Source organism: Trichocoleus sp. DQ-A1 (assembly GCF_039961955.1).
Classification (GTDB): Bacteria; Cyanobacteriota; Cyanobacteriia; order Cyanobacteriales; family FACHB-T130; genus FACHB-T130.
On the sequence record NZ_JAMPKE010000032.1, the window covers coordinates 19757 to 45117 of the forward strand.

Consider the following 25361-nt stretch of genomic DNA (forward strand, 5'->3'; position numbering starts at 1 on the left):
TTGCCGTGACTCTGATTCCCCTCCATTATCTGCCAGTGCGATCGCCGGTCGGCGTTGCTGAGTAGAGGGAGGAATCCAGTAGGAATCGGAACATCCCAAAATCTCAAGTAGTGAAGTAGCAAACGGATTGAATGCCTCAGCATTGCTTCAGATTTGGAATAGCACAGAGTTTTGCGATGTAATCGTGCCAGATAGTGACGCAAGCGTGTATTTTCACCTTCGACTCGTGTCATATAGGTTTTGCTCACAATCTGGTCGCCTGGTAGAATAAACCCCGTATAAACACTTCAAGCATCGGTGACATAGAAAAACACTGCCAGGCTCCAACAATGAACCATAACGGTGTAAAAGTCTTTGCACTGTGGTCACCTAATACCCAACCCAGGATACCAGCTCTAAAGTGGTCTACTGCGCTCCAGAGCCAGATTTTGTTTTTTTCACCCCAATAAAAGTTTCTAGTTCATCGAGTTCACCCACTTGTGGAGTCTCCTCTGGATCATAAGCATCGGGCAGGTGTCTTCCAACCTGTTTGACCCAGTAAATGACAGTGGTATGGTGAACACCTGTGACTCGTTCAATGCCTCGAAAGCCCATACCATTGACATACCGTAAGCACAAGTTTGCACCTGTCAGCGATACCCTACTCAGGCTTGCACTACTCAAATTCGCCTTGGTCAGAGTTGCATCACTCAAGTCGGCTCCCTTCAAATTTGCCTGGTTTAGGTTTATTTCACTAAGGTCTGCACCTTTGAGGTCTACCCCTCTCAGATTTGCCCCATTAAATTGTCTTTGTCCTGATGCGTATCTTTCTAGAAGTTCTTCAGCATTCATTGTTGGTTGAGCAATTATCGCGCACTTGCATCAGTTTAAGACACCGGGCGAATAGGAAATCGCTGGGGCGTTGTTTTAAACCCGCCTGCGCGGGTTTAGTCTGTGTAGGCGCGATTTCTAAACGCCAGAGCTAATACAAATTTTAAACGCTCGGATTAATGCAAATTCTAATTGTCGGAGCTAATCTTGATTGCTTTATTTCGCCAACACACCATTCAGGAAAATATCAGCCAACCCTTCTGCCATTTCTTGCATTGCTTTCGGGGAAGCATTTTCTCCTAATAGCGTGTCGTGGCTGAAACCGGCGATTGTGAACATTCCCAAGAAAACTTGGGCGACTATTCTCGGATTCATGCGGCGATAGGTGCCTCTATCCATTGCAGTTTGAAAGAAAGCTTCTGCCACATCCGTCATTTTGACAATTACTTCCGCTTGGATGCGATCGCGCAACTCTGGATGAAACTGCGCTTCGGTAAAGCAAACCCGCAGCATATCCGCATTTTCACGTAGATTCATCATCCGTCGATGCATCACCTGAGCCACAGCTTTATAGCTGCCCATTTCACTCAATTCGGTTAATAAATCTGTGAGAATTTCTACCCAGCCTTGCGTCGCCACCTCAATCAAGATCGCCTTTTTGTTCGGAAAATGACGAAACAACGTTCCTTCTGCAACCCCCGCTGTCGCAGCAAGATCGCGGGTCGTTGTCCCCTCATATCCCTGGCGGGCAAATAATCGCTGTGCTGCCTGTAAAATTCGGGTGTGGGTATCGTCTTCTGTATGAGCAACTTGCTTAGTTGTTCCTACCGTTTTCCGGTTAAAAATTCCCATATTAAGAAATAAATGGATGGATTACCACTAACACCCTAATGCAATTGTGCTATAGGCGAGTAATCAATCACCCAAACCTTCACAGATTGTTAACACCACACAATCCACGTTAGAGTCAATATCTTGGAATTAGCGCTGCTTAATCTTTAGTATTGTATGAGTCAGTTTTGTCGATTCCTGTGTGTGTCAATCCCAACGACAGCACAACCGTTACGGGAAAGTTTGAACCCCAGCCCTCAACCGTCAAGACAGCGTCAGTGGCGAAGCATTCTGGCTTTTCTGCTCGCGCTGCTGCTGGGGTGGGGTATGCAGCCCAATGTGGCGTTAGCTCGTACCCAGACGCTTGAAAAGGCGGATGTAAAACCTGCCACAACCCAATCGATTCAGCCCTACTTAGACCGGGTGATTCAGCGGGTGACAGAGTTTCGCTTAGACAATGGTTTGAAGTTTATTGTATTGGAACGGCACCAAGCGCCGGTCGTGTCGTTTTACACCTATGCCGATGTGGGGGGTGCCAACGAACCCAATGGTCAAACAGGCGTTGCTCACTTTCTAGAGCATTTAGCTTTTAAGGGAACTACCCGCATTGGTACGCAGGACTACAAGGCAGAAAAGCCGCTTTTAGACCGCTTGGACCAGTTAGCCGAACAAATTCAGGCAGCCAAAGCGGCAAAGAAATCGGCAGAAGTGACAGCGTTGCAGGCAGAATTTAACAAAGTTGAAGCCGAAGCAGCGAAATATGTCAAGCAAAATGAACTGGGTCAAATTGTCGAGCAAGCGGGCGGCGTCGGTCTAAACGCGGCAACCTCTACAGATTCCACAGTCTATTTCTACAGCTTTCCTTCTAACAAGTTAGAGCTGTGGATGTCGCTAGAGTCGGAGCGGTTTTTAGATCCGGTGTTTCGGGAATTTTATAAAGAGAAAGAAGTCATCCTGGAAGAGCGACGGTTGCGAACCGATAACTCGCCCATCGGTCAAATGATTGAGGCTTTTCTGGATGCGGCTTTCAAAGTGCATCCCTATAAGCGTCCAGTAATTGGCTACGACCAGGACATCCGCAATCTTACCCGCGAAAATGTGCAGGAGTTTTTTGACACGCACTACGTCCCCAGCAAGTTAACTATTGCGGTCGTTGGGGATGTTAACCCAGCGGAAGTGAAACGGCTGGCTCAAGTTTATTTTGGACGTTACAAAGCGAGACCTGCGACGGAGGAGCAATTACCGACGGAACCCAAGCAAACGGAAGCGCAGGATGTCACCTTGCGGCTGCAATCCCAACCTTGGTATCTAGAAGGCTATCACCGCCCAGCGATGAATCATCCGGATCATGCGATTTATGAACTGATCGGTCGATTGTTGAGCGATGGTCGGACTTCTCGCCTCTACAAGTCTTTAGTAGAAGAGCAGCAAGTGGCTCTGAATGCGGAAGGTTTTAGTGGTTTTCCGGGAGATAAGTATCCGAATTTGATGCTGTTCTATGCACTGACAGCTCCCGGTCATACAGTGGATGAAGTGGCGGCGTCTTTGAGCAAGGAAATTGAGCGGCTGAAGACGGAACCCGTAGCGGCGATGGATTTGGATCGGGTGAAGACACAGGCAAGAGCTGATTTATTGCGATCGCTCGATTCCAATATGGGCATGGCGATGTCGCTGGTGGACTATGAAGTGAAAACCGGATCGTGGCGGAACCTGTTTAAGCAACTAGATGCGATCGCTACCGTGACACCCGCAGAAATTCAGCGCGTGGCGAAAGAAACTTTCCAGCCACAAAACCGGACAATTGGGCGAATTCTGCCTAAACAGGACTGAGGACTGAGAGGAAGAAGAAGGAAGAGGAATGAGTATGCAGTGGTTTAGGCAGAATTTGCGGAAGAAGGGCAAAGGAAAACAAAGGAAAAATTATTTTCTGTTTCTTTTGACTTTCTCCTTTTTACTTTTGACATTTTTGATGCCAGCGGTAGCGGATACAGCGCGGCATTATACGGAGTTGAAGTTTCCGCCGTTGCCGGAAATTCAGGTACCTCCGTACACGCGCTATCAGATGGACAATGGGATGATTGTGTATCTGATGGAAGATCACGAACTTCCCCTCGTGAGTGGCACGGCGATGATTCGCACCGGCGGTCGTCTGGAACCAGAAAACGAGGTAGGTTTGGCTACGTTGGTTGGGGAAGTCCTGCGGACTGGCGGAACCGCGAAGCACTCCAGCGATGAACTAAACCAATTGTTGGAACAACGCGCCGCTTCGGTAGAGAGCAGTATTGTTAGCACTGCGGGTAGTGCTGACTTTACAACGCTCTCTGAAGACTTGAAGGACGTATTTAGTTTGTTTGCTGAGGTAATCCAAGAGCCGATTTTTGCCCAGGAAAAGCTAGATTTAGCCAAGACGCAACAGCGCGGTGAAATTGCGCGGCGGAATGACGACCCAGGTGGTATTGCTTCCCGCGAATTTGAGAAATTAGTCTATGGCAACAATAGCCCCTATGCTCGCACCGTAGAATATGCAACCTTAGACAACATTTCCCGCGATGACTTAATCAGTTTCTACCAGAAATATTTTCATCCGAAGAATATGATTCTGGGCATCGTGGGGGATTTTGATAGTAAGGCGATGCGTCAGATGATCCAGGAAAAGTTTGGGAACTGGAAGCCAAAAGGCACAGCGCAAACTCCACCGATACCAGGGGCGGAACAGGCAAAGCGAGGAGGGGTTTTTCTGGTAAATCAGCCGCAGCTGACGCAGAGTAATATTGTCATGGGTCATCTGGGCGGTCAATTGAACAGTCCTGACTATGCGGATCTATCAGTATTAAATGGAGTGTTAAACGGTTTTGGCGGACGGTTGTTTAACGAAGTGCGATCGCGCCAAGGTCTTGCTTACACGGTGTACGGTTATTGGGGCGCTCAATATGACTACCCAGGCGTATTCCTTGCTGGGGGACAGACTCGCTCTGATGCGACTGTGCCCTTCATTAAGGGCGTTTTATCGGAAATCGAGCGCATTCGCACAACTTCGGTGACGCCAGCAGAACTTTCCTACGCCAAGGAATCGGAACTCAATTCTTTTGTTTTTAAGTTCCAAGATCCCAGCCAAACTCTGTCGCGATTGATGCGATATGAATATTACGGCTACCCGAAGGATTTTATCTTCCGTTACCAGCGCGAGGTGGAAGCAACCACGATTGAGGATATTCAACGGGTTGCCGAAAAATATCTCCAGCCAGAGAACATTGTTACGCTGGTGGTCGGAAATGCTGCTGCGATTCAGCCACCTCTAACCAGTCTCACGCCTGATGTTACGACGGTGGATATTACGATTCCGGTGGGGAAGGGCTAATTGGTAATTGCTCTTGCCATTACTCATTACCGATTATCAATGGAGTTTAAGTAGGGGTAATGGTCTTGCCATTACCCATTACCAATCCCCTAATTTGATTGCATCTGAGCATCTAAGGCTTTAGAGATGCGATCGCGTGTTTCTTGCAGGTGGGCTTTGGTGTATTCATCTAAGTTCCCACTCCGGTGTCTGAGGCTGCCGTTGATGTCTTCACGCAATTGGCGCAATTTTGACCAGGCAAGCGTCCGGGCGTCTTCGGGCACGTCCTCAGTCCGCAACACCATGCCAATTAGTATCTGCAAGTGTTCTCGCTGCAAAGCCCGTCGAAAGCTGGATATCTTCACCGACTTGCTATCTGCTGGTTGCAACTCACTCCAAAGGTTACTCTGCAAGGTATTAAATAGTTCGGGTAGCGTCAGTGCTTGATTTGGCTGACTCTTCAGTTCCAAGTCGCGCAGACGGTTGAGGCGATCGCCCGATAGCACTTCTCTCAAAACAATGCTTTGCGGGAAGAAGATGCTGTCGTGAACCGGAAAATCAAGGCGATTAATTGCAATATTATTGCTCCAATCCATCCAGCGCGAGGGTGCTAACTTATTGAGTAGATCCGGCGGGAAATTAAAAGCGTCTTCTGCAAAGACATACTTTTGCAATGCTGCCAAGGCTTCGCGCTGCTTGGCGACTGGCACAGGTTCAAAGGGTAAGCGCCCATTGCGGTTTCCGGGGCGATCGCGGTAGAACGACTGTCCGCCAATATACTTAGTAATCAAGAACACGTTTTGCAAATAGTGCATGAACGCGGTGTTAAAGCGATCGCTGACTTCGCTGTAACTTTCGCCGGTACCGGGATACCCTTTGTTAAGGCGATCCCATAGTTGGCGGTCGATATCCAGTTGCGATCGCGCGTAGCCTAGCGGATCGAGACTCATGTCATATTGGTTCACGGTAGGATCGAGGTCAAAGCTGTCCTCATCGGAGGCATAAGCTAATTCCGGCTGACTAGATTTCTTGGCAATCTCATCCAGAAACCGCTGTTCGGCGATGGGAATTACCCCGCCACTGGGTTTGTAACCATACTCAATCGCCCACTCGTCATAAGCACCCACCTTGCTGGTATAGTAATCTCCTTGCTTGACGCCTTGGGGTGCCAAGTTGGGTGGCAGATAGTCCATGACGGAACTCACCATTCCCTTGGCGCGGGTGATGTCGGTATTATTTAATTCCTCTGGGGTGAGGAGGGTACTGCCACGGAAGTTGTGTCTTAAGCCTAGAGTGTGTCCGACTTCGTGAGCAATGAGCAATCGCACAAATTGATGAATATACTCTTTCATGCGATCGCTTCTGGGACTAACGTTCTGCAATAGTGATAGCGACAACGACCCAACTGCCATCTGATTGGCAAATTGCATTCCCTCGCACCGATGGTTATGACCATCCTGTTCTAATAACGAAGGTTTTACCTGTCTGTTGGCACCACCCCGCGCTGCACCTTGTTTAGACGAGTGAGAAGGCAAGAAGCCACGGTTACAAATACTGCTGTTCCCCTTCTGGTTCGGTTCGATCAGGTGGTGATATTCCTGCTTGAACGAATTCACAAAGTCAGCGTCCACGATAATGTCAGCATCCAAGATTTCCCCAGTCAACGGGTTAACCCGCGACGGTCCTAATGCAAATGCGGCATCCAAAGAATTGAACCAGCGAATCGTGTTGTAGCGCACATCAGCCGGGTCCCAAGTCGCATTTTCTGGCATCTGCTGCACTGCGATCGCATCCTTGAATCCCGCCTTCTCAAACGCGGCGTTCCACATCAAAACGCCCTCGCGGATAGCGTCGCGGTACTCAACCGGGACAGTATTTTCAATCCAGAAGACAATTGGTTTTTTGGGTAGCGACAGGGAAGCTGCGGGATCTTGCTTTTCTAGATTCCAGCGCTGGATGTAGCGCACAAACGGATCTTTGCCACTCTTACTCGAAAAATCCTTGTAAACCGTCGTGAAATAGCCAACCCGTTCGTCGGCAAGACGCGGGATATAGCCGTTGTTTTCCGGTAGCTGGGAGAGACTGTAATGTACCTTCAGGGAAAGGGCGCGGCTGTCAGGCAACGTCGGCAAATACGCCCCGTCATCTCCACTAGGGTTAGAGAAGCCGTAAATCGACTCAATTTCCATGTTCAGGGGGAAAGCTTTGGCAGCACCGAAGTAGGTTTTGTCTTCTTCTAGCTGGTATGAAGCTTCCAAAGCAGTTTTTAAATACGAACTTAATCCAGGTAAATCGCTGAGTAGCAGGTTCCCCAGATCGACGAGAATGGTTTGGCGTTGCGGATGAATGCTGATAATTTTCAGGGAACTGAGAACGGAGTCAGAAAAGGCTCGTTCTAGCGATCGCTGTTCTGGATTGCCGGGACTGGTGCGGAAGTTCACGTTGCGGACGGCAAAATGCAAATTGTTGTTGACTCGACGAAAGTAGAAAAGCATATCTTGCAGCGGCATTCCGCTGTAAAGACCGCGTTCGCCAATCCCCGATTCTAAGGTAATGGTGGCAAGGTAGTTTTTATTGAGCTGTTCTGGTTTAATTTCTAGATATATTGTGCCGGTTTGTTTGTTTCGGTAGAGGGTAAACAATCCTTCCAATTTTTGAGTATTTTTAACGGTATCCTCGAAAGATTGAAAATTTGAATTTTCTATATTTGTATCTTTAGCTAAAACCTGAGAATGTCCGACTGGCTTCTGGGCGTTCGTAATGGCTGCTTTAACTGAAGAAACATTTGCGAATAATAATCCCAGAAGACAACACACATAGAATGGCGATTTTTTCATTTTGTCTTTAAACTGATTGACGATTACTGATTCAAGTTAAAAAAATGATGGAGTTGGTGCTTTATAAACACCATCTAAGCGGGACTAAAGACAGCACATAAATCCTTGGTCTCTTTAATAAAACCTAGAGAGCTATATTGCACGCTAAAGTTGAACGTCGTTTGCAACGCCATCTTTGAATGCATCAGCGGCTCCCTGTTTAAGATTCCCGCTTTGGAGTCTAAAAATACTATGCGCCAGCCAAAAAACCAAAAAAGTTTATATTTAGTCGCGGATGGCTGTTTCCCCTAGATTTAACCTCTCCTCCAACCCTTTCAAGTTGCACCATTTATTGTTGATGGTGGATTCACTTCGATTCCAACTGGGCGTTTAAGGCTTTGTTAATGCGATCGCGTGTTTCCAGAAGGTGCGCTTTGGTGTAGGTGTCGAGGTTCTTCTGCTTCGATGCACTATCCAGCGATTTCCGCAGTTGTTGCAGTTCGTACCATGCTAGGGTTCGGGCATCTTCCGGTACCGATTCAGTCCGCAACACCATTCCTAGCATTATTTCCAGATGTTCGCGTTGCAAGGAACGGCGGAGGCTGGAAATATTCGCGGGTTTGCGATCGGATTGCTGCACCTCTGTCCAAATGCTATTTTGCAAGGTGTCAAAGAGTTCCGGTAGCGTCAGCGCTTCTCCTGGTTTCGTTTTCAGTTCAATGTCGCGCAGACGATTTAGGCGATCTTCTGATAAAAGCGATCGCAATACGCGACGTTGTTGCAACAGCAGGTTTTCATGAATCGGATAATCCAGTCGGAAAATCGGGATCGGATTTCCCCAGTGTCTCCAGCGCGACGGTGCTAACTGATTGAGTAATTCCGGCGGAAAATCAAAAGCGTCTGCCGCAAACACATATTTTTCAAGCTTTGTCAATGCATCGCGCTGTTTTTCTAGCGGCACGGGTTCAAACGGCAAACGCCCGTTGGGATCTCCGGCATGGTTGCGGCTAAATGACTGCCCACCAATGTATTGACTCATCAAATTAGCGTTACTGAAGTAGTAACTTAGTATCGTGTTAAACAACACGCGCATTTCTTCATAGCTATCTCCCCGCAACGGGTAACGCTTATCTAAACGCCCCCACATCATCCGGGCGTTGTCCATCTGCGACTGTGAGTAGCGCAGCACATCGCCACTCAAATCCCAAAGGCTGGCACCCGGATCGAGATCCAAGATGTCTTCATCCGTCGCATAGGCGTATTCTGGCTGGGGTGATTTGGAGGCAATTTGCTCTAAAAATCGCTTTTCAGCCACAAAATTCGTTGCCCCACTCGGTTTATAACCGTACTCAATCGCCCATTTGTCGTAAGGGCCAACAACGGCTGGATAATAGTCTCCTTGCTTCACGCCTTGGGGTGCCAAGTTGACAGGAACGTAGTCCATCACCGAACTCGCCATTCCTTTGATGCGCGTGATGTCGGTGTTGTTCAATTCTTCCGGCTTTAGCAGAGTGCTACCGTGGAAGTTGTGCCGCAACCCTAAAGTATGTCCAATTTCGTGGGAAATCAGGTGGCGGATATACTGATGCACAAATTCTTTCATTTCGTTGCTGCTAGGCAAGACATTGTGAACCAGCGATAATGCGATCGCTCCCATCGCCGATTGAGTAGCCGCTTCCATGCCATAGCAGAGATCGTGGTCTTGCAGGAGTTGTGAAAAATCGGGGGTAGATGATTCAGGATTTCCCTCTGCTTTTCCTCTCTCCAATCCGTTGCAGAGATTGGGATTGTCCGCAATTTGGGAAAATAACCCGGTTCCCGATGGCTGGCTTGACTCGATAAGGGTGCGATATCGCTGCTTAATCGATTGCACCATGTTGGCATCTACAATGATGTCGGCGTCTAAGATTTCGCCAGTCAGCGGATTGACACGCGATGGTCCTCTGGCAGAATATCCATCCAAAGAATTGATCCAGCGAATCGTGTTGTAGCGGACATCAGCGGGACTCCAAGTGGCATTATCCGGCATTTGCCGCACTTCAATCGCGTCCTTAAATCCCGCCTTCTCAAAAGCTTTGTTCCACATCAGAACGCCTTCGCGGATGGCGTCGCGGTACTCAACCGGAACAGAATTCTCAATCCAGAAGACAATTGGTTTCTTGGGTGGCGACAGAGATGCTTTCGGATCTTGCTTTTCCAAGTGCCAACGATGAATATAACGAACGAAAGGTTCTCTGCGGTTGTCGTTGGAGAAGTCCTTGTAGGCGGTGATAAAGTAGCCAATTCGGTCGTCAGCGAGACGCGGAATATAACCGTTGTTTTCCGGTAGCTCGGATAAACTGTAATGTACTTTGAGGCTGAGTGCCCTGCTATCGGGCAAAGTCGCTAAATTTGCGTCCTCGCTACTCGTTGATGAGAAACCATAAACCGAGGAAATTTCGATATTGAAGGGGAAGGCTTTGGCGGTGTCGAAATACGACTTGTTGCTGTCGAGGCGGTAGGAAGTATTTAAAAACGTTTTTAACATTGAGGTTAACCCAGGCAAATCGGTGAGGAGTAACTCTCCCATATCGATAAGCAGAGTTTTGCGTTGCGGATGAGTCGCTTTGATGTCCAGCGAGTAGAGGACAGAGTCGCTAAATGCCCGGTTGAGCGATCGCTCTTGCGGCTCCCCAGAGCGCGTGCGAAAGTTAACATTGCGAACCACAAAGTGTAAGTTGTCGTTCACCCGACGAAAATAAAACAGGAAATCATTTAGGGGAACTCCGCTATAAATCCCGCGTTCTCCAATCCCCGATTCCATCGTCACGGTGCCGAGGAAGTTTTTATTGAGCTGTTCGGGCTTGATTTCTAAATAAATTTTGCCCGTCTTCTTGTTGCGGTAGAGGGTAAACAACCCTTCCACCTTCTCCGTATTTTTAACGATTTCATCAAAGCCAGACTTTTTAGTAGCTTTACCCGCGTCACCCGCGTCTGCCATCTGAAGCGCTGCCTGGTTGGTATCTTTCAGCAGCCCCAATATCGGTTGTAGCGGCACCGTACTGCCATCTTCATACTGTTTTTTAGTATCTTTGACCATCCACGCAAAAGGCTGTTGCTCTGGCTGATTTTGGCTGTCTTTGATGACCCATACGTGAGAATACGGAGACGTGACAGAGGTAGGAATTTCGAGTGCTGACCCCTCTTCACTTTTTTGAGGCAACTTATTTGCGCTTCCCCGATCGAGAGGAATCTGTTGCAATTTATTAGTAAAACGGTCTGACTTCTGGCTTCCAGATAGCTGCTTCTTGGTAACAGCAGCCTCAAGCGATCGCATCTGTTGGCGACCGCCCAACCTTTCCACCGCTTTTAGAGGCACCAGCGCCTGCGCTGCTACTTGTAGCTCTATCCCGAACAACACTCCTTGTAGAACCAATAGATAGAACGGCAATTTTTTCATTTTGTTCAGCATCCGAATGACCATTCCTACTTCATCAAATCTTTAAAAAGTATTTCAGTATATTTACTGGAGCTTTACTCTAATTTTAGAGAATTGGGATTATGATACTTACGTGAAAGTCCTTAAGTATTTCTTTGCTAAAGTGCAATAGAAACTTTTCTCATCAGTCTTTTCAGCGTAACCCAAAGGCTTGTTAAATGGAGACATCCATTTAACAAACAGACTGTTTATTGTTATTGAAAACAGTCTAGGTGAAATTGTTCCTTTGTTAGTTCATCGCTTCGATCTGCAACTTTCAGCAGGTCAAAATTCTCATGCCCAAAATTTTAGTGACATAAGGAAATAAGGTTTTTATGATAACCAAACAACGTCCCAGCTTACGCTTCTTGCTGTTCGCAACGCCTTTGATGGCTAGCTCTGCGTTCGTTGCTGCGCCTGGTTGGGCTGCAACTCTAGCCAAATCTGAAGCGACAGTAGAACTGAATAAATTTAGCCACTCACCTGTTGAGGTAGAGGCTTTTACTGAGGCTTTTACTGAGATATTTACAAGCAGTAGTGAGGTGACTGCCGATGCTGATGCCTTTGCAGAATTTACAGCCGATCCCTCTCCTAAAAAAACCTCCGCTTTCAATTTCTCTTTAAGTAAAATTGAGGGCGAAGGTAAGAGCTATTTTGGACAGGTGAAAAGCGTAGCTGGAGTGATTGGCTATAACTTTCTAGTAAATGCAGGTCAAACTTTCTCTTTCGATTTTGCAGCTTTTTTAGGTCTTAAAACCTCTATTGACGAACCAGAATTTGAATATGCTAGTGCGTCTGGAGAGATAAATTTTCAGTTATATAACACCCAGAATAATAAAGATACGAAGACTTGGATTCCTTTAGACTTTTTTAGCTTAGCCGGAAAAATAAAGACATTAGAACCTGATGATTTTCTTGCTTATGAGAAGAGCGCCAACGTAACCGTTAAGCCAAATAAAGTTTTTTTAGAGACTTCTTTTGGAGGCAACGAAGAAACTGCTGAAGCTTTTATTCAAGGTAAGTTTTCGCGTAAATTCGATAGCTTAACTTATCTAACCTTAGTAGAAACTAAGACAAATAAAGTGAAAGCAAGTAAGGCAATTGCTGAAACCCCAGAGTTTTCGAGTACCTTAGCTTTACTCTTATTCTGCTTAATGGGCGTTGGATATGAAGCCAGAAAGAAAGCTGTTGCAGTGAAGTCAAAGTAAAAACGTCAGGCGACTAAAGTCGTAGCTACGCGAACGAAGCCTGCCTACGTAGCCTTCATTTTTCAGCCTCTTAGTAGGGAATAGTTGCTGTAGGGGCACGGCAATGCCGTGCCCCTACAATGGCATAGAGATTATTTTTTCTAGAAGTCCCTAATAGGAACATCCTAATGCTTGTAGAAAGGGCGATCTGTAATCGCTAGGGATATAACAATTCTCGTTTGGATGCAGTAAGATTATATCCCACCCCACTTTTCAGGCAGGTGTCTATTTAGAAGTCACGCTAGATGTTGAGCGACTGCTACAACGATTGCCGGAACAGACTTCAACCGTGACGCATTGACTAATTGTATTCTCACTATCATCCGACGTAATGACTACGCTCTTGGCTTCTGCAACGCTTTTTCCATCAGATGAGACGATTCGCTGAATTAAGACTTTAGAACGGATCACGATTGATATCCTCCATTCTGAATACTGAATTAAAAGCAAGAGTTAACATTGAATTTTAAATTCACCCAAAATTGGTGGCTTGTTTAAACCATTTGGTTATGAACCATACAATTTAACTCACTGATTAACCACTCTTCAAAGAGTCTATCAAGGATTTCTTGATACCTTTCAGGGGTTAATTCCGCAGGAATGAACTCTTCAACCATTAAGAGATGATAACCTTGCTCGGTTTGGATGGGACCAATTACTTCTCCGATTTGGGCACTAAATATAAGGGCGGCAATATCTGGCTTTAAGTTCCAGCGGAAAAGCTTGCCTTCCAATCCACAATGATGTCTGCGCCTTTCATCACAATCGTAAAGATGAGCGGCTTGATGAAAATCGATCTCCTCTTCTTCAATTTGATAGAAAAGTTCTTGAGCGACCTTTTCGTAAGGCACAATAATTTGGTAGAGTAAAACTTGGTCAAAATCAAGCCGATTTTCCGCAAAGAACTTCTCGACTTCTTTAGAGAATAGAGAATTAGCTAACTTGCAAGCCAGAATGCGATCGTTAATTCCTGTCTCCCAGTCATCCACAGTAATCATCTGGTCTGACAGCCATGCTAGCGTGTCTGCGGCTTTCTCCAAACGCTTCTCATAACGCAGCCTATCCGCGTCAGCCTGAATTTCTTCTGCGGTGACTGTTAGGTTTCTTTCCTGAGCCGCTTTTTCGATGATTCTTTGATATAAAATTTTTCGATGGACATCCTTCAACTGAAAATTTTTTTTCAGGAAATTAACCACTTCATTCGGATGAATAGATGCCCCTGAAAGATCGGTCATATCATTGTTATGACTCCACTCAGTTAGACTTAATCAGTAACTAGCCTCAGACCAAGGCCTGGAAAAACTCGGCTACCTAGCCCTACAAGGCTATAGGAAGCTCCTTCATTGTTGCTACTATTATTTTCAACAGAAAGGTCTTTACGTTGTTCAATAATCTCACTCTTGTGTGGAAGAGATGATAGCAAAGAGAAGTTGCTAATGTAGGTTGCGGCAACGGTTGATGAGCGGGAAGTGCCTGGGACGTTAGGGTTAGAGAAGGTTGCCACTGGCAAGGTGGTTGAGATTCCAGCAGCATTAGGGATGATTGTTGCTGGCGCATTAACTTTAGCGCTAGTGATATTAGCGCTATTGGGATTGGCAGAGGTTGCAGGTGTAGGAACGGTGACGCTAGTGGGATTGGTAGAGGTTGCGGGTGCGGCAACTGTGACGCTCGTAATATTAGGAGAAGTTGTAGATGCGGCAGCTGTGGCGCTAGCGCTACTGGATGTTGCGCTAGGAGTAAAGACTGTCGCACTTTGGCTACTGGGAGTTCCTGTAGGAGATGTCGCTGTCGCACTACTACTACTGCCAGAACCCGCTGAAGATGAGAATGCGCTAGAGGTACTTTGACTGCTGCTGAAACCGCTATCACCAGACGAGGTTGCTGTTGCACTACTGGTAGCGGTGACACTACTAGAACCACCTCCAGAGGAAAATGAACTAATGACGCTTAAAGCGCTGGTGAAATCTTTGCCACCCGGAGGGTTAGCTTGGGAAGGTAGAGCAACAGATACGATCAAGCTTCCAGCTAGACCAAGATACAAAACGCATTGAGATGATTTAATCATATTGTTTATATGTCCTTAGATCAACAACTTAAATAAAGTCAGCAAGGCAAACTAAGGCATAATTATCTTCAGTTTTTACAGTCACAGAAGGATTGATAAACAGTCCAAGGTAGGGTAAATCTTGAACTGTTATCTGCCAAATCTAGATTAATAGCCACCGGAAGTCCATGTTGAAACAGACATATTACCCTTGCTCCCAAAAGCACTAGCTGTGGCCTTCAGGCTATTTTTTGTTCCCTTGCTACTGCTAGTCGAATAACTAAAGTAGTCCGTGTCTTTGACATCGATATAATCAATCGGGATGCTGATATCTTTCAAAAAGTCGTGTAAGGTAATCTTGCTTGAGCCACCTGTCACCCCACTTGAGTCCGAAATTCCCGAATCAAAAAAATTTAAATCATTGATTGTTAATCCAGTCATGGGAGTCCTCCTGCTAACAAAAAGGCCGCTGAAAGCCTTTTTATTTACTTAAAATTGGCTTTCAGCAGTTCTCAGACTTAAATTTGCTCAATGGCTATAAGCAATAGCCATCGTTAATTAGTTACTTTGGTAAACGTTGGCTGAATTGGAAGAAATTGCTACGGCAGTTGCTGGACCGAAGAATGATTTAGCCGTCGCTTTGGAAGAAGCGTATTGACTGAGATAGCTGTAGTTGCTCTTAGATGTGCTGTAGTAGCTATAGCCAGCACCAACAACGCTGGGAGATTGTTCGGCAACTTCTAAATGGCTCAGGTCAGAAATAATCATGGGATGTCTCCTTTTCAAAATGGGTTTATTTTTTGCAGAAATCTGGTTGAAAAGCCAATTCTGGGGATAAGTTTCCCCAAGGTTTACTACTGAAAAAGCTCAAAGTTTAGAGCAGCAGTCACCTTTCATCAATTAATTTGGTAAACGCTGGCGTCATTGGTAGAGATTGCTACCGCAGTTGCTGAACTTAAAAATGATTTAGCCGTTGCTTTGGAAGAAGCGTATTGATCGACATAGCTGGAATTGCTCTTATAATTGCTATAGCTATAGCTATACCAACCACCAACAACACTGGGAGATTGCTTCGCAGCTTCCAAATGGCTCAGGTCAGAAATAATCATTCGATGTCTCCTTTCCAGATTGAGAATTTGGTTTACTTTTTGAGTAACCGAGTTAGAAAGCCTATTGTCGATAGACTTCCAGAGAGGTTTACCCTGATAAATGCTCAATATTTAGAGCATTATTTAACAGCAACCGCCTCGTTTAAAAATTTAGTTGGGTAACGGTGGCTACATTTGTAGAAATTGCTACGGCTGTTGCTGGACCAAATACTGATTTAGCCGTTGCTTTGGAAGAAGCGTATTGATTGAGATAGCTGGAATTGCTCTTATATTTGCTGTAGCTGGAGTAGCTATAGCCAGCACCAACAAGGCTGGGAGATTGGTCGGCAACTTCCAAATGGCTTAGGTCAGAAATAATCATTGAATGTTTCCTTTGCAATTCAGTTTTTTCCTGAAACAACCTTGTTTGGTTGATATAAACAATATAAACAGTATGGTTAAGGTCGTGTTGCCATTTTGGCATTTTTTCTCGATGATTTAAAAAATAGTGCGAGAGCAGTTTTTTGGCAATTGTAAAAGAAAAACCTGCCCCATTCTTTAGTAAAGATGAACGCGGCAGGATTTTTACGACTGGTCAAAAAATCAACTTCAATCTTGAAGAGCAGATTTTTTTGTTATTTTAATTCTCGAAAAATTGAGTTTATTTTTTGAGTTTTTATGACTAACCAGGGGTCAAAATGACCCCCGCTTCCCCGTACTTGTGGCTCAGCGATCGCTTCTAGATAACCAAGGTCTTTAATTGTGCTTAAACACTTGTGTGACTCTAGGCTCTCTGACCCGATTGCAGCCCTTTGATTATCTGTATTTAAAGTATCTGTTTTACAGTTGGTGTGTCTGCCAACTTGGCAGTTTTCTTTGAGCAATCGGTTGTAGGTTCGGTAGGGGATGTAGTGTAGGGGATTGTAACCAGCAAACCGCAATAGTAAAACGCAAGCCCAAGAATACTTTCCTTCCATGATGGCTTCAACAACTTGATTAAACTGTTCGGAATTCATGGTTTTGTCAAGTTTAGGATTAGAACAGGGAATGTGATAAGCCATAACAATTGCCCTTGGATAAATTTGGTTTTACAAACTGATGCCGCCTTTTTGCATCTGGCGGATGGGATCTAACAGAATGTCGGCAATCCGGCGTCGGCGGATGATAATCTCCGCAGAGGCGGTCTGACCGGCTTTAAATTTGATGTTTTGACGATCTGCATTGATATAGTTACGATCCAGCGCTACTTCAATTCGATAGACTTCTCCCAGTCGCTCATCGGGTTTCGCATCGGGAGAGACGGATTGTATCTTCCCGGAAACGATACCGTACTCTTGATAGGGGTAAGCGTCGAATTTGATTTTTACTGGCATTCCCGTTTTTACAAAGCCCGCTTCTTGATTGGGTAAACTGGCTACGAGAATCATGGGTGCTTTGTGGGGAGCGATTTCGGCAACAGTTTGGCTGGGTTGAACCACTTCGCCAACGTTGCGGACTTTCAGAGACGACACGACGCCATCAACGGAAGCAGTCAGAAACCGTTGTTTGAGCTTTGCTTTAGCAGCGTTCAGCAGATTTTGAGTTTCAGCAATTTGGGCTTTAAGCTGAGTCATTTCAACTTCTAATTCCTGAATTTGCTGCTGTGTTTCTATCTGAGTTTTGCGCTCTTGAGCTTGTTTTTGAGCGAGTTCTGCGTGGAGTTGCTGTGCTTGTGCGAGCGTCTGCTTTAAATCGCCTTGACTTGAAGCGATCGCGCGATCGCCATCTCGCAGAGCTTGCTGGGCCTCAAACAGTCGGTCTTTAAGAGTTGTGTCTTCTTCTAGTTGAGTTTTGGTGATGGCACTTTGGCGATCGCGCATCATTTGCTCGGCATCCAGCAAATATTTCTTGGAGATCGCCCCCTCTTTGACCAGCGGTTTTACCCTCTCGACTTCCTCTACCGCCGCCGCTACATCAGCTTTTAGTTTCTTGTGCAGTTCTGCCGTCGTCGCCGACAGGGGTTTTAGTGTTTCGAGTCTTTCTTGATTCGCCGTCTTTGCCGTTTGAAGTTGAGCGATTTGTTCGCGGGTAGCAGATCCTTTGGCATTGACTTCGGAGATCGCAGCAAAAGCTGCTTGAGTGTCTGAAGAAGCGATCGCTGTCTGGGTTTTCACTTCCAGATGCGTTTTCTCTAGAAGCGCTTGTTTCTGAATAAGTTGCATTTGATTCGTTGCCAGCATTTGCTGCAAACGCTCTACTTCACCCGCCGCAATTTGGGTATCCAGTTCCACTAACACTTGACCGGCTTTTACCGCTTGACCTTCTTTGACGGCAATGTTGGCAACCTTCCCCATTTCCACTGGGTCAATCTTGTAGACGGCTCCTTTGGGCATTAACCGTCCTTGAGCGTGACCCACTTCGTCAATTTGCCCAAAGGTAGCCCAAGCCCCAAAAGCCAGACAGAAAGCCATTCCGCCCAATATCAGCTGGCGAGGAAGCGTGGAAGGTGGCTGGTCAAGCACCGTCTGCAACGAGGTAGACCATTGGTTGGTTCGAGTCTCTGGAGAAGTGGCAGACGCGAAATGAACTTGAGAATTGCTAGCTGTTTCAGTCGAGGTGGGCTGTACGCTCATTTCGATAGAGCCAGTCGCACCCCCATAAATCTCAGCAAAAGAGCGATCGCACTGACGCTGAATCTTGCCAGGATGAGTAACCGACTCGCCTTGAGTCGGAGTACGGGATAATATCCCCTGGCTATCGAATGAATTCTGGTTGCTACCTGTATAGCCTGAGCCAAAAGGCTCAACGGGTGGAGTTAAGGGTAGGTTTGAGGCCGTTGATGCAGAAATCGATCTGATTGGTTTTTGCATGGCTGTGGCCCAGAATGAGCAAGTTCAAAGTTTGAGATTGAGGATGGCTCTCGTTGCTTGGATTTAACGAGCGGTGCCATTTTTAGCCGGTTTCAGCAACATTTTGGTTTGGCTTTTCATCGTTACCAATTTTTCCACAGGAACTCCCTTTTTATCCTAATTTCTGCTGCTTGGAAAGTCTGCCAAATTGGCATATTTTTTGCCAAATTTTCTGAATTAGCTGCCAATTCACCGAGGACTGGAATTGATGATTGCAATACTACTGAACAAATGGTCGTGGAAGAGGAATTTGGCAGAACAAGAATCTTTAACATCGTAACGGTTGTAATTTGCTCCACATTCCTGCCAACGGATGAAACCAATTTCAAGTAAAACTGTAATAATTCATACAAGTTGGCTCGGTTTAGAACATTTGGAGTTAAAGATCCAGTTGTTGCTGCGCTAGATGGTAATAAAGACCTTGAAGCGAAATCAGTTCATCATGAGTACCGCGCTCAATTAGAATGCCTCGCTCTAAGACCAGGATGCAGTCAGCGTGTCGAACCGTTGAGAGTCGGTGGGCAATGATAAAAATTGTGCGATTTCGGCTAATTCGAGCTAAATTTTGCTGGAATCGCCGCTCGGAGTCAGTATCTAGAGAGCTGGTAGCTTCATCTAAAATCATAATTTGAGGATTTCCCAAAAGCGCTCGAGCGATCGCAATTCGTTGTCTCTGTCCGCCAGAGAGATTTGCACCTCGTTCTCCCACTTTTGTGTGATATCCCAACGGCATATCTTGAATAAAAGCATGAGCTTCTGCAAGTTTTGCCACTTCAACAACTTGCTCTAAGGTAAAGTCATCCGAGTAGAGCGTAATGTTTTCTAAAATGGTTCCGGAAAACAAAAAACACTCCTGCGGTACCACCCCCAACTGACTCCGCAAGGAGGAGGGAGAAACATGGCGGGTATCGTGACCATCGACACAAATTCGACCGCTAGTTGGCTGATATAAACCCTGGAGCAAATTGACCAACGTACTCTTTCCAGAACCGCTGCGCCCTACAATTGCCACCGTTTGCCCAGATGTCACTTCAAAAGATAGATTCTGAAGCGTATTGCGCTCTTGATCTGGAGAGTAGCGGAAGGTAACATTCTCCAATTTCACCTCGCCGCGCAACCGAGGTAGAACTAGCAAAGGTTTTTGAGGACTTTCTTCAGGTTGCGCTGAAAAGACGTCATTCAGCCGTTCCACAGATACCATGACTTCTTGCAGTTCATCCCACAGGTTCACCAGTTGCAGCACCGGATTGATGACACTGCCAATCATCATATTGAACGCCACAAACTGACCGATCGTGAGCCGATCCTGAATTACCAGCGTTGCCCCGTACCAAAGCAATGCTGTAGTACCCAAGGTATTAATTAAGCCGCCGGTAACTTGCAAGCCGTTTGCCAGTTTTTGACCCTGAAATTGGGCATTTAGGGTGCTGGTTAAGCGGTCTTCCCAACGCCAGCGCAACTGTCGTTCTGCTGCTGCCGCTTTCACCGTGGCGATGCCGGTCATCATTTCTACGAGTGAGGAATTTTGTCCCGCCTCTTCGTTAAAAATTTTCCGCGATACTCCTCTGAGAAATGGACTCGCCACAACGGTCAAAATAACAATCGGGGGAATTAGGGCTACCACTACTAAGGTGAGACGCCAGTTGTAATAAAACATTAGCCCCAAATAGACGATTGCCATTGAGGCGTCTAACCAAGCTGTGACCGCTTGGCGAGTTAGAAACATCTGGATTTTCTGGTTTTCCTGAACGCGCGTGATAATGTCCCCGACATGGCGCGATTCAAAAAAGGCGAGGGGTAAGGTTAAGGTGTGGCTGATAAAGCCGCCGATCAGGGTGAGGTCTAATCGGTTGCCAAAATAATCCAGCAGGTATTGTCGAATTCCCGTGACGCAGACGCGCCAAACGCCAAATAGTAGCAGACCAAGGCTGAAAACGTGCAGGGCGATCGCGCTTTTGTGAACAACCACCCGGTCGAGAATTATCTGGGTAAACAGGGGGGTAATCAGACCAAAAATCTGGATCAGCAGAGACGCCAGGATAATTTGTCCGATCGCGGAACGATAAGGCCAAAGCAAACCCCAAAAGCGATTGAGAGAATTTTTTTCCGTTGGGGCGGCGTGCAATGCTGGCGTCGGATCGAGCAGCAGGGCGTATCCCGTCCAACTCGCCAGAAATTCCGCCGCAGAAAGCGATCGCCTACCAACAGCAGGATCGGCAATCAAGATGCGATCGCCCTTGACTCGGTAAACCACCACATAGTGATCGCCCTGCCAGTGAGCAATCCAGGGGTTTTTCCCCTCGACTAGGCGATTTAAACTTGCCCGCACGGGTTGGGCGTGAAATCCGACCTTTTCTGCCGCTGCGCCTAAGTTCTTCAGGGAGGCACCGGCACGCCCCACGCCAGCGAGATTCCGTAAGGAAGTGATGCTAAATCGTTTCCCCCAATATTGCCCTATCATTGCCAAGCAGGCGGCACCGCAGTCAGAAGAGCTTTGCTGCTCAATTAAGGGATAGCGTTGCCAAAACCATCGACCCGGACGCTTGACGGGTTTGGGAAAAGCAATCGGAGGCGATTTAGGGGGCTGGATATTTGCCTGTACTTCTGACTGAATTTGTGGCGGTCGATTGCCATTCCAAGACGCTGGTGGAGACAGGTTCTTTGGCTGATGCCGCAATTTCCCTTTCTCCGTAGATTCACGGTGCCCGTTTTCAAGCGATCGCTCGGCAACTGCTTCTGACTGCTCTGAGAAAGTTACTGCTATTGGCGCAATTGCTCGTGCTGCCTCAAAGTGTTGCTCAGGCAACTGATAAACGACTAAATCGGTCTGGGCAATCCAACTGCTCGGTGTGGGATGAGGATACCCCCAACTTTGTCCGATAGCGGGGGGTATATCTGCGTCTTGTCGGCTTTCAATTTGACCTCTGCATAACCAAAAGCGACCCGCCTCGGAGGGTGTGGATTCAATCAAAGATGCTCCCGCTTCGATCCGCGTTTCTACTAGGTAGGGCAACAGTTGTCGTAGCGTATGGCTGCTCAAGCGCCGCCAGTCTGTAGAGGTTTTGAAGAAAATCAGACATTGCCGCCAAATTGCCTGCTGTTGCAGGTAGTCTTGCAGATTCGGGAGCCGCTCTAACCAAGGCTGAAGGTCTGCAATTGAAATCCGAGCCACAATTCCGGCACTGGCAGCGATCGCGCTCGTCAGCTCGCAATGATTGCCAAATACCTTTTCTGCCCCAAAACTTTCTCCCGATTCCACCACCAGAGCGGGAACTTCCTTACCCTGTGCTGCGTCTAAGGCTAGTAGCCGCACCCGACCTTCACAAACTAGGTAAAAATCCCCCTCATTTTGTTCATCACGAACTGAATTTCCTGAGGCAGTGGCGGCACTATAGTTGACAAGGCGATCGCCCAGTTGAAAATCGCAAAGTTCAAATGCTTGATTCAAGTCGGAAGCAAAGCTCGTATCTGATTGGGACAGCCTCAAGAGATTGAGGATATCGGGAAGGCTAGAGTAAGCGTTTTGTATGTCCTGAAGCGGAGGATGACCCTGTACCAGCATCCGATTCATCAGTGAGCCTCTTAGCTTTCAAGGTTTGTGATTGGCTCAATATGCGTTTCCGGTAGGTATCGCAGTAGTAACCGCTAGAATCCTTAGCCAGAAAGCATCTTTTCGATAAATTTTCCGAAAATCATCAACAGCCTAAAGTTTTTAACTTTAGGTTTTTGTAAAAAAAGCATTAAAGGGAAGTTAAGGCTGTTTAACCGTTAACAATGTATATGTCTTAGTGAATTTACAGAGGATTTGTCAACCGAGGCGCTAACGAATCTCATAGCTTCCATACAACTTTACAGAATCTTTACAAAAAAATGATGGAAGCTTTATGGAATCGTTCGAGTTGTTCATCGTAACTTTACAATAAACATTCTTATCTCCGTAAATTCCGCACTTTCTTTCGCAATTGATATTCAAATTCGTTAGTGTAGCAGCAAATTCTATCAATCTGATATATTTCACAAACGGGGATGCTGCTCAATCCTTCTTGAATCAGACAAACTTAACCCCCAATCCCCCTACCAGGGAAGGGGGATAATTTCACTTTCGCCTTAGAGGATGCTGTTGGCTAATCGGGGAAAACGATCCCATTTAACATTACCGTAAGCTTCTCTTTGCCCCCCAATTGAGGGTAAAGTTGGGGGGAATCAAATGTGTAGCATCCCCAAGGGAAATTCGGATAACAAAATATCGGGATACTGCCGTTAAAAGTGCGTTATCATGCCGTAGATTGCCCAAATTGCCATTGCTCGCAGGTAATGACTGGCGCGGAAAGTACCGGCAGCAGTAATCGCTTCCGGGGTTCGGAATTGCAACCCATTCTCATAAATTTGCTGCACCACAGCTTCCGTCATTTGGAAGGCTTCCTCTTTCATTCCCATCTGGATCATGAATGCTGCTAGCCCAAAGTTAATACCAGTCCAAACTTCCAGGGGATGAGTCGCGTCGGGGTTTGCTGGTGTACCGTCGGGTTTGACGCCATTAACGGCACCGATAAAGGTTTCAGGCTGGGAGGACGGGAGGTGCCGATTGAAATTCAAAAAACAAGAATTATAGACAGTTTTTAAGGCAGATTCGGCACGCTCAAGCGGCACGAGATCGGGTAATTTTAATAAACGAGCGTAGAACTGACCGCATAGCTGATCTGCCATCACGATATCAGAGCCGCTTTCGCTATCGAGCCGGTAGTATTGACCGTTCCAGAGTTTTTCTTGATACACCTGCCGAGATTGTTTTAGCCAGGTTTGGTACTCGGTAATCGGTAATTGGTAATCAGGGGAATTTTCTTCGGAATTAAACTCAGACTTGTGTAATATTTCACCAATGGCGATCGCTGCCTCTAGTGCCGCAATCCACAAGCCGCCGCAGTAGGCGCTAACCCCCTGCAACTTCCAATCATCAAACGTTTGATCGGGCGCACCCGAATTTTCGGGAATCCCATCCCCATCGATATCAAATTGCTTGACATAAGCAAGCGTCTTCACAATCGGCACCCAACACTCGCGCAAAAATTCGATATCTGTGGAACCCGTTAGGACAAAATCTCGATAAACCTGCAACACAAAGTCGCAGGGTAAATCTTTCCACAGGTTGCAATCTTGATAGCTGGTGTAGTTCGTTTTCTCCCACGGATGCTCGTTGGGGGCACCCAAATCGTGGGGCGTCGCATCGGCGGCTTTGCGAATGGCTGAGGCTTGGTTATAGCCGATAATTCGGGGCGTCTCGTCGTGGGTGGAAATCGCCCGTGCATAAGCTTCTAGCACCGCTTTGTCCAGTTTAGGCCAGAGCATCATCAAAGCAAATGAGCCGTAAAGTCGCACATCTAAGCTTTCGTACCAGCGATAATCCAAGCACTCTAGGACGCCAAATTGCCCCACAGGGTCATCTTCCGAAGCCGCAGTCCAGAGGGTGCCGCCGTCGCAAAGTAAGTACAGCTCATTAAACAGCGCCATTTTAAACCAATTGGGCAAGTCTTGACGCTGCAAAATCGGCTGTTGCCATTCTCGGATCGCATCCTTCCACATATCATCTTGCTTGAGAGCGGTGCGAACCATCGACCAGGCATTTTTGCCGTTTCGACCAAAGAAATCGGTGTAGCGGCGGTAGTATTGAGTGCCCAGATTTGGTTGCTGGGTACTCCGTGAGAAGTCCATCACTGGAAAATCCCAGCAGACGATGAAGGGAATTTGGCGAGTTCTCCCAGGTTTTAGAGTAAACCGGACAGCGATCGCGCAACCGATTTGTTCTCCCGGTGCTGCCGGAGTTTCATCTTCTCGATCTGGCAACGAGCCATTACAAGCGAATAAATCCCAAATATCTGAGCCATCCCCGATCGGGTTCCAACGACCGTGATAGAAGACTTCTAAACTAGGATTCGTGACAGTTGCGATCGCCCACTGTCCTTCTCCCTCTCCGACTTCATCGTGTAGCCTCACCCGATCTAGCAGACACCCCACTCGGTGGAAGTCCACAATCCACTGATTTAAATTTCCGGTACTATCCCCCCAGCGCGGCTGGTACTCGTAAACCGGACTGCCATCATCCCGCACCCGCACTTCTGGAGATTGAATTGCATTCGTAAACCAACCTACGACATTCTGCCACGTCAGCATGATGCTAATCGTGATCGGCTTATCCGTAGGATTGTGGGCAGTCCAGTGAAAGATTGCTGTTGGGTAAGAGCTTTCTTGATAGTTACCCGCCCAAATGGGGGAGAATTGCTCGCACGTCAACTGAGACTGAAAAACCCCTTCATAAACAAACCAGCTGCGGGGATACAGCGCATGATAGGTTCCAGTGCTGCCTGCTGAGTTTGATTCCTCGTTTAATTGTTCATTTTTAATTTTTGATTCGCTCGGATACCATAACCACCGGGATAAAGTCCCATCCTCAGGCGGTTCTGTACAAAGCGCATAAGCTTGCGCGGGGGAGTCTTCTGGCTGCTCGAAGACGCTGAACTGACAAGCAGGCAGGCTCCGGAAGACGTGTTCTCCGCCATCCAAATGCCACAAGTTAAAGTCGCCACGCGAAGAACGACCGATGCATCCGGCTCCAAAGCCACCCAAGGGCATCCCGTGCCAAGGGCCATCGTCGAGATTACTAGGGTAGCGAACCGTGTGGGGTTTGTCCCAGCCGAGACCAATGGGACGACTCCAAGTGCAATCGGGTATTTCGGGGCGAGGGCGTTGATAGATCATGCCTTGATTTTACGGTCTTTCGTTCCTACGATTACCCAAATTTTGTCAGTTCTTCTCTAGCTTCCCGATAAATTGGGGAGTTAAGAAGTC

General features: G+C 46.9%; 16 protein-coding genes and 2 pseudogenes. 4 read left to right on the forward strand and 14 right to left on the reverse strand.

The features are described 5' to 3' along the window. Window positions 1–80: 80 nt before the first annotated feature. From NDI33_RS22220 to NDI33_RS22230, 3 genes and pseudogenes are all read right to left on the reverse strand, one after another. A pseudogene (locus NDI33_RS22220) lies at window positions 81–615 on the reverse strand (IS1 family transposase); the annotation flags it as partial. A 46-nt stretch (window positions 616–661) separates the two neighbouring features. Beyond that, window positions 662–831: pseudogene (locus tag NDI33_RS22225) on the reverse strand (pentapeptide repeat-containing protein); the annotation flags it as partial. Between the two features lie 195 nt (window positions 832–1026). Then, entirely contained in the window at window positions 1027–1662 is a 636-nt protein-coding gene (locus NDI33_RS22230; protein ID WP_190428402.1) for a TetR/AcrR family transcriptional regulator, read from the reverse strand. 222 nt (window positions 1663–1884) lie between these two features. Here NDI33_RS22230 and NDI33_RS22235 point away from each other — a divergent pair, with 222 nt between their 5' ends. Next, on the forward strand, window positions 1885–3471 hold the full coding sequence (locus NDI33_RS22235) for a pitrilysin family protein (RefSeq protein ID WP_348245669.1): 1587 nt from the start codon (window positions 1885–1887) through the stop codon (window positions 3469–3471). Between the two features lie 28 nt (window positions 3472–3499). Beyond that, on the forward strand, window positions 3500–4999 hold the full coding sequence (locus tag NDI33_RS22240) for a pitrilysin family protein (protein WP_190676783.1): 1500 nt from the start codon (window positions 3500–3502) through the stop codon (window positions 4997–4999). A gap of 89 nt (window positions 5000–5088) precedes the next feature. On the opposite strand, the gene NDI33_RS22245 is transcribed toward NDI33_RS22240, so the two are convergent. Further along, window positions 5089–7815, reverse strand: coding sequence for a zinc-dependent metalloprotease (locus tag NDI33_RS22245; RefSeq protein ID WP_190676785.1), 2727 nt, complete (start codon window positions 7813–7815; stop codon window positions 5089–5091). 346 nt (window positions 7816–8161) lie between these two features. Next, window positions 8162–11245, reverse strand: coding sequence for a zinc-dependent metalloprotease (locus NDI33_RS22250; RefSeq protein ID WP_242033184.1), 3084 nt, complete (start codon window positions 11243–11245; stop codon window positions 8162–8164). A gap of 341 nt (window positions 11246–11586) precedes the next feature. On the opposite strand from NDI33_RS22250, the gene NDI33_RS22255 reads away from it, so the two are divergent. Then, window positions 11587–12459, forward strand: a complete 873-nt coding sequence (locus NDI33_RS22255) for a hypothetical protein (protein ID WP_190676786.1) — start codon at window positions 11587–11589, stop codon at window positions 12457–12459. Window positions 12460–12992: 533 nt separating this feature from the next. Here NDI33_RS22255 and NDI33_RS22260 read toward each other — a convergent pair. After that, the gene (locus NDI33_RS22260) at window positions 12993–13733 is read right to left on the reverse strand and encodes a peptidylprolyl isomerase (protein WP_190676788.1); all 741 of its coding nucleotides are present in this window, start codon (window positions 13731–13733) and stop codon (window positions 12993–12995) included. A 234-nt stretch (window positions 13734–13967) separates the two neighbouring features. Here NDI33_RS22260 and NDI33_RS22265 point away from each other — a divergent pair, with 234 nt between their 5' ends. Further along, a complete protein-coding gene (locus NDI33_RS22265; RefSeq protein WP_190676790.1) occupies window positions 13968–14345 on the forward strand; it encodes a hypothetical protein in 378 nt (125 codons plus the stop codon). A 365-nt stretch (window positions 14346–14710) separates the two neighbouring features. On the opposite strand, the gene NDI33_RS22270 is transcribed toward NDI33_RS22265, so the two are convergent. From NDI33_RS22270 to NDI33_RS22305, 8 genes are all read right to left on the reverse strand, one after another. Beyond that, window positions 14711–14983 carry a hypothetical protein gene (locus NDI33_RS22270; RefSeq protein ID WP_190676792.1) on the reverse strand — a complete coding sequence of 91 codons (273 nt, stop codon included), beginning with the start codon at window positions 14981–14983 and terminating at the stop codon, window positions 14711–14713. Window positions 14984–15100: 117 nt separating this feature from the next. Next, window positions 15101–15310, reverse strand: a complete 210-nt coding sequence (locus NDI33_RS22275; RefSeq protein ID WP_190415176.1) for a hypothetical protein — start codon at window positions 15308–15310, stop codon at window positions 15101–15103. A 128-nt stretch (window positions 15311–15438) separates the two neighbouring features. After that, window positions 15439–15651: a hypothetical protein gene (locus tag NDI33_RS22280; protein ID WP_190429766.1), complete on the reverse strand. Its 213-nt coding sequence runs from the start codon at window positions 15649–15651 to the stop codon at window positions 15439–15441. A gap of 142 nt (window positions 15652–15793) precedes the next feature. Then, on the reverse strand, window positions 15794–16114 hold the full coding sequence (locus NDI33_RS22285) for a hypothetical protein (RefSeq protein WP_348245668.1): 321 nt from the start codon (window positions 16112–16114) through the stop codon (window positions 15794–15796). Between the two features lie 151 nt (window positions 16115–16265). After that, complete coding sequence (locus tag NDI33_RS22290; protein ID WP_190415179.1) at window positions 16266–16691, reverse strand: HetP family heterocyst commitment protein; 426 nt, start codon at window positions 16689–16691, stop codon at window positions 16266–16268. A gap of 27 nt (window positions 16692–16718) precedes the next feature. Then, window positions 16719–18479, reverse strand: coding sequence for an HlyD family efflux transporter periplasmic adaptor subunit (locus tag NDI33_RS22295; RefSeq protein WP_242033185.1), 1761 nt, complete (start codon window positions 18477–18479; stop codon window positions 16719–16721). A 418-nt stretch (window positions 18480–18897) separates the two neighbouring features. Then, a complete protein-coding gene (locus NDI33_RS22300; RefSeq protein WP_242033186.1) occupies window positions 18898–22089 on the reverse strand; it encodes a peptidase domain-containing ABC transporter in 3192 nt (1063 codons plus the stop codon). 689 nt (window positions 22090–22778) lie between these two features. After that, the gene (locus NDI33_RS22305) at window positions 22779–25271 is read right to left on the reverse strand and encodes a GH116 family glycosyl hydrolase (protein WP_190676794.1); all 2493 of its coding nucleotides are present in this window, start codon (window positions 25269–25271) and stop codon (window positions 22779–22781) included. Window positions 25272–25361 lie beyond the last annotated feature (90 nt).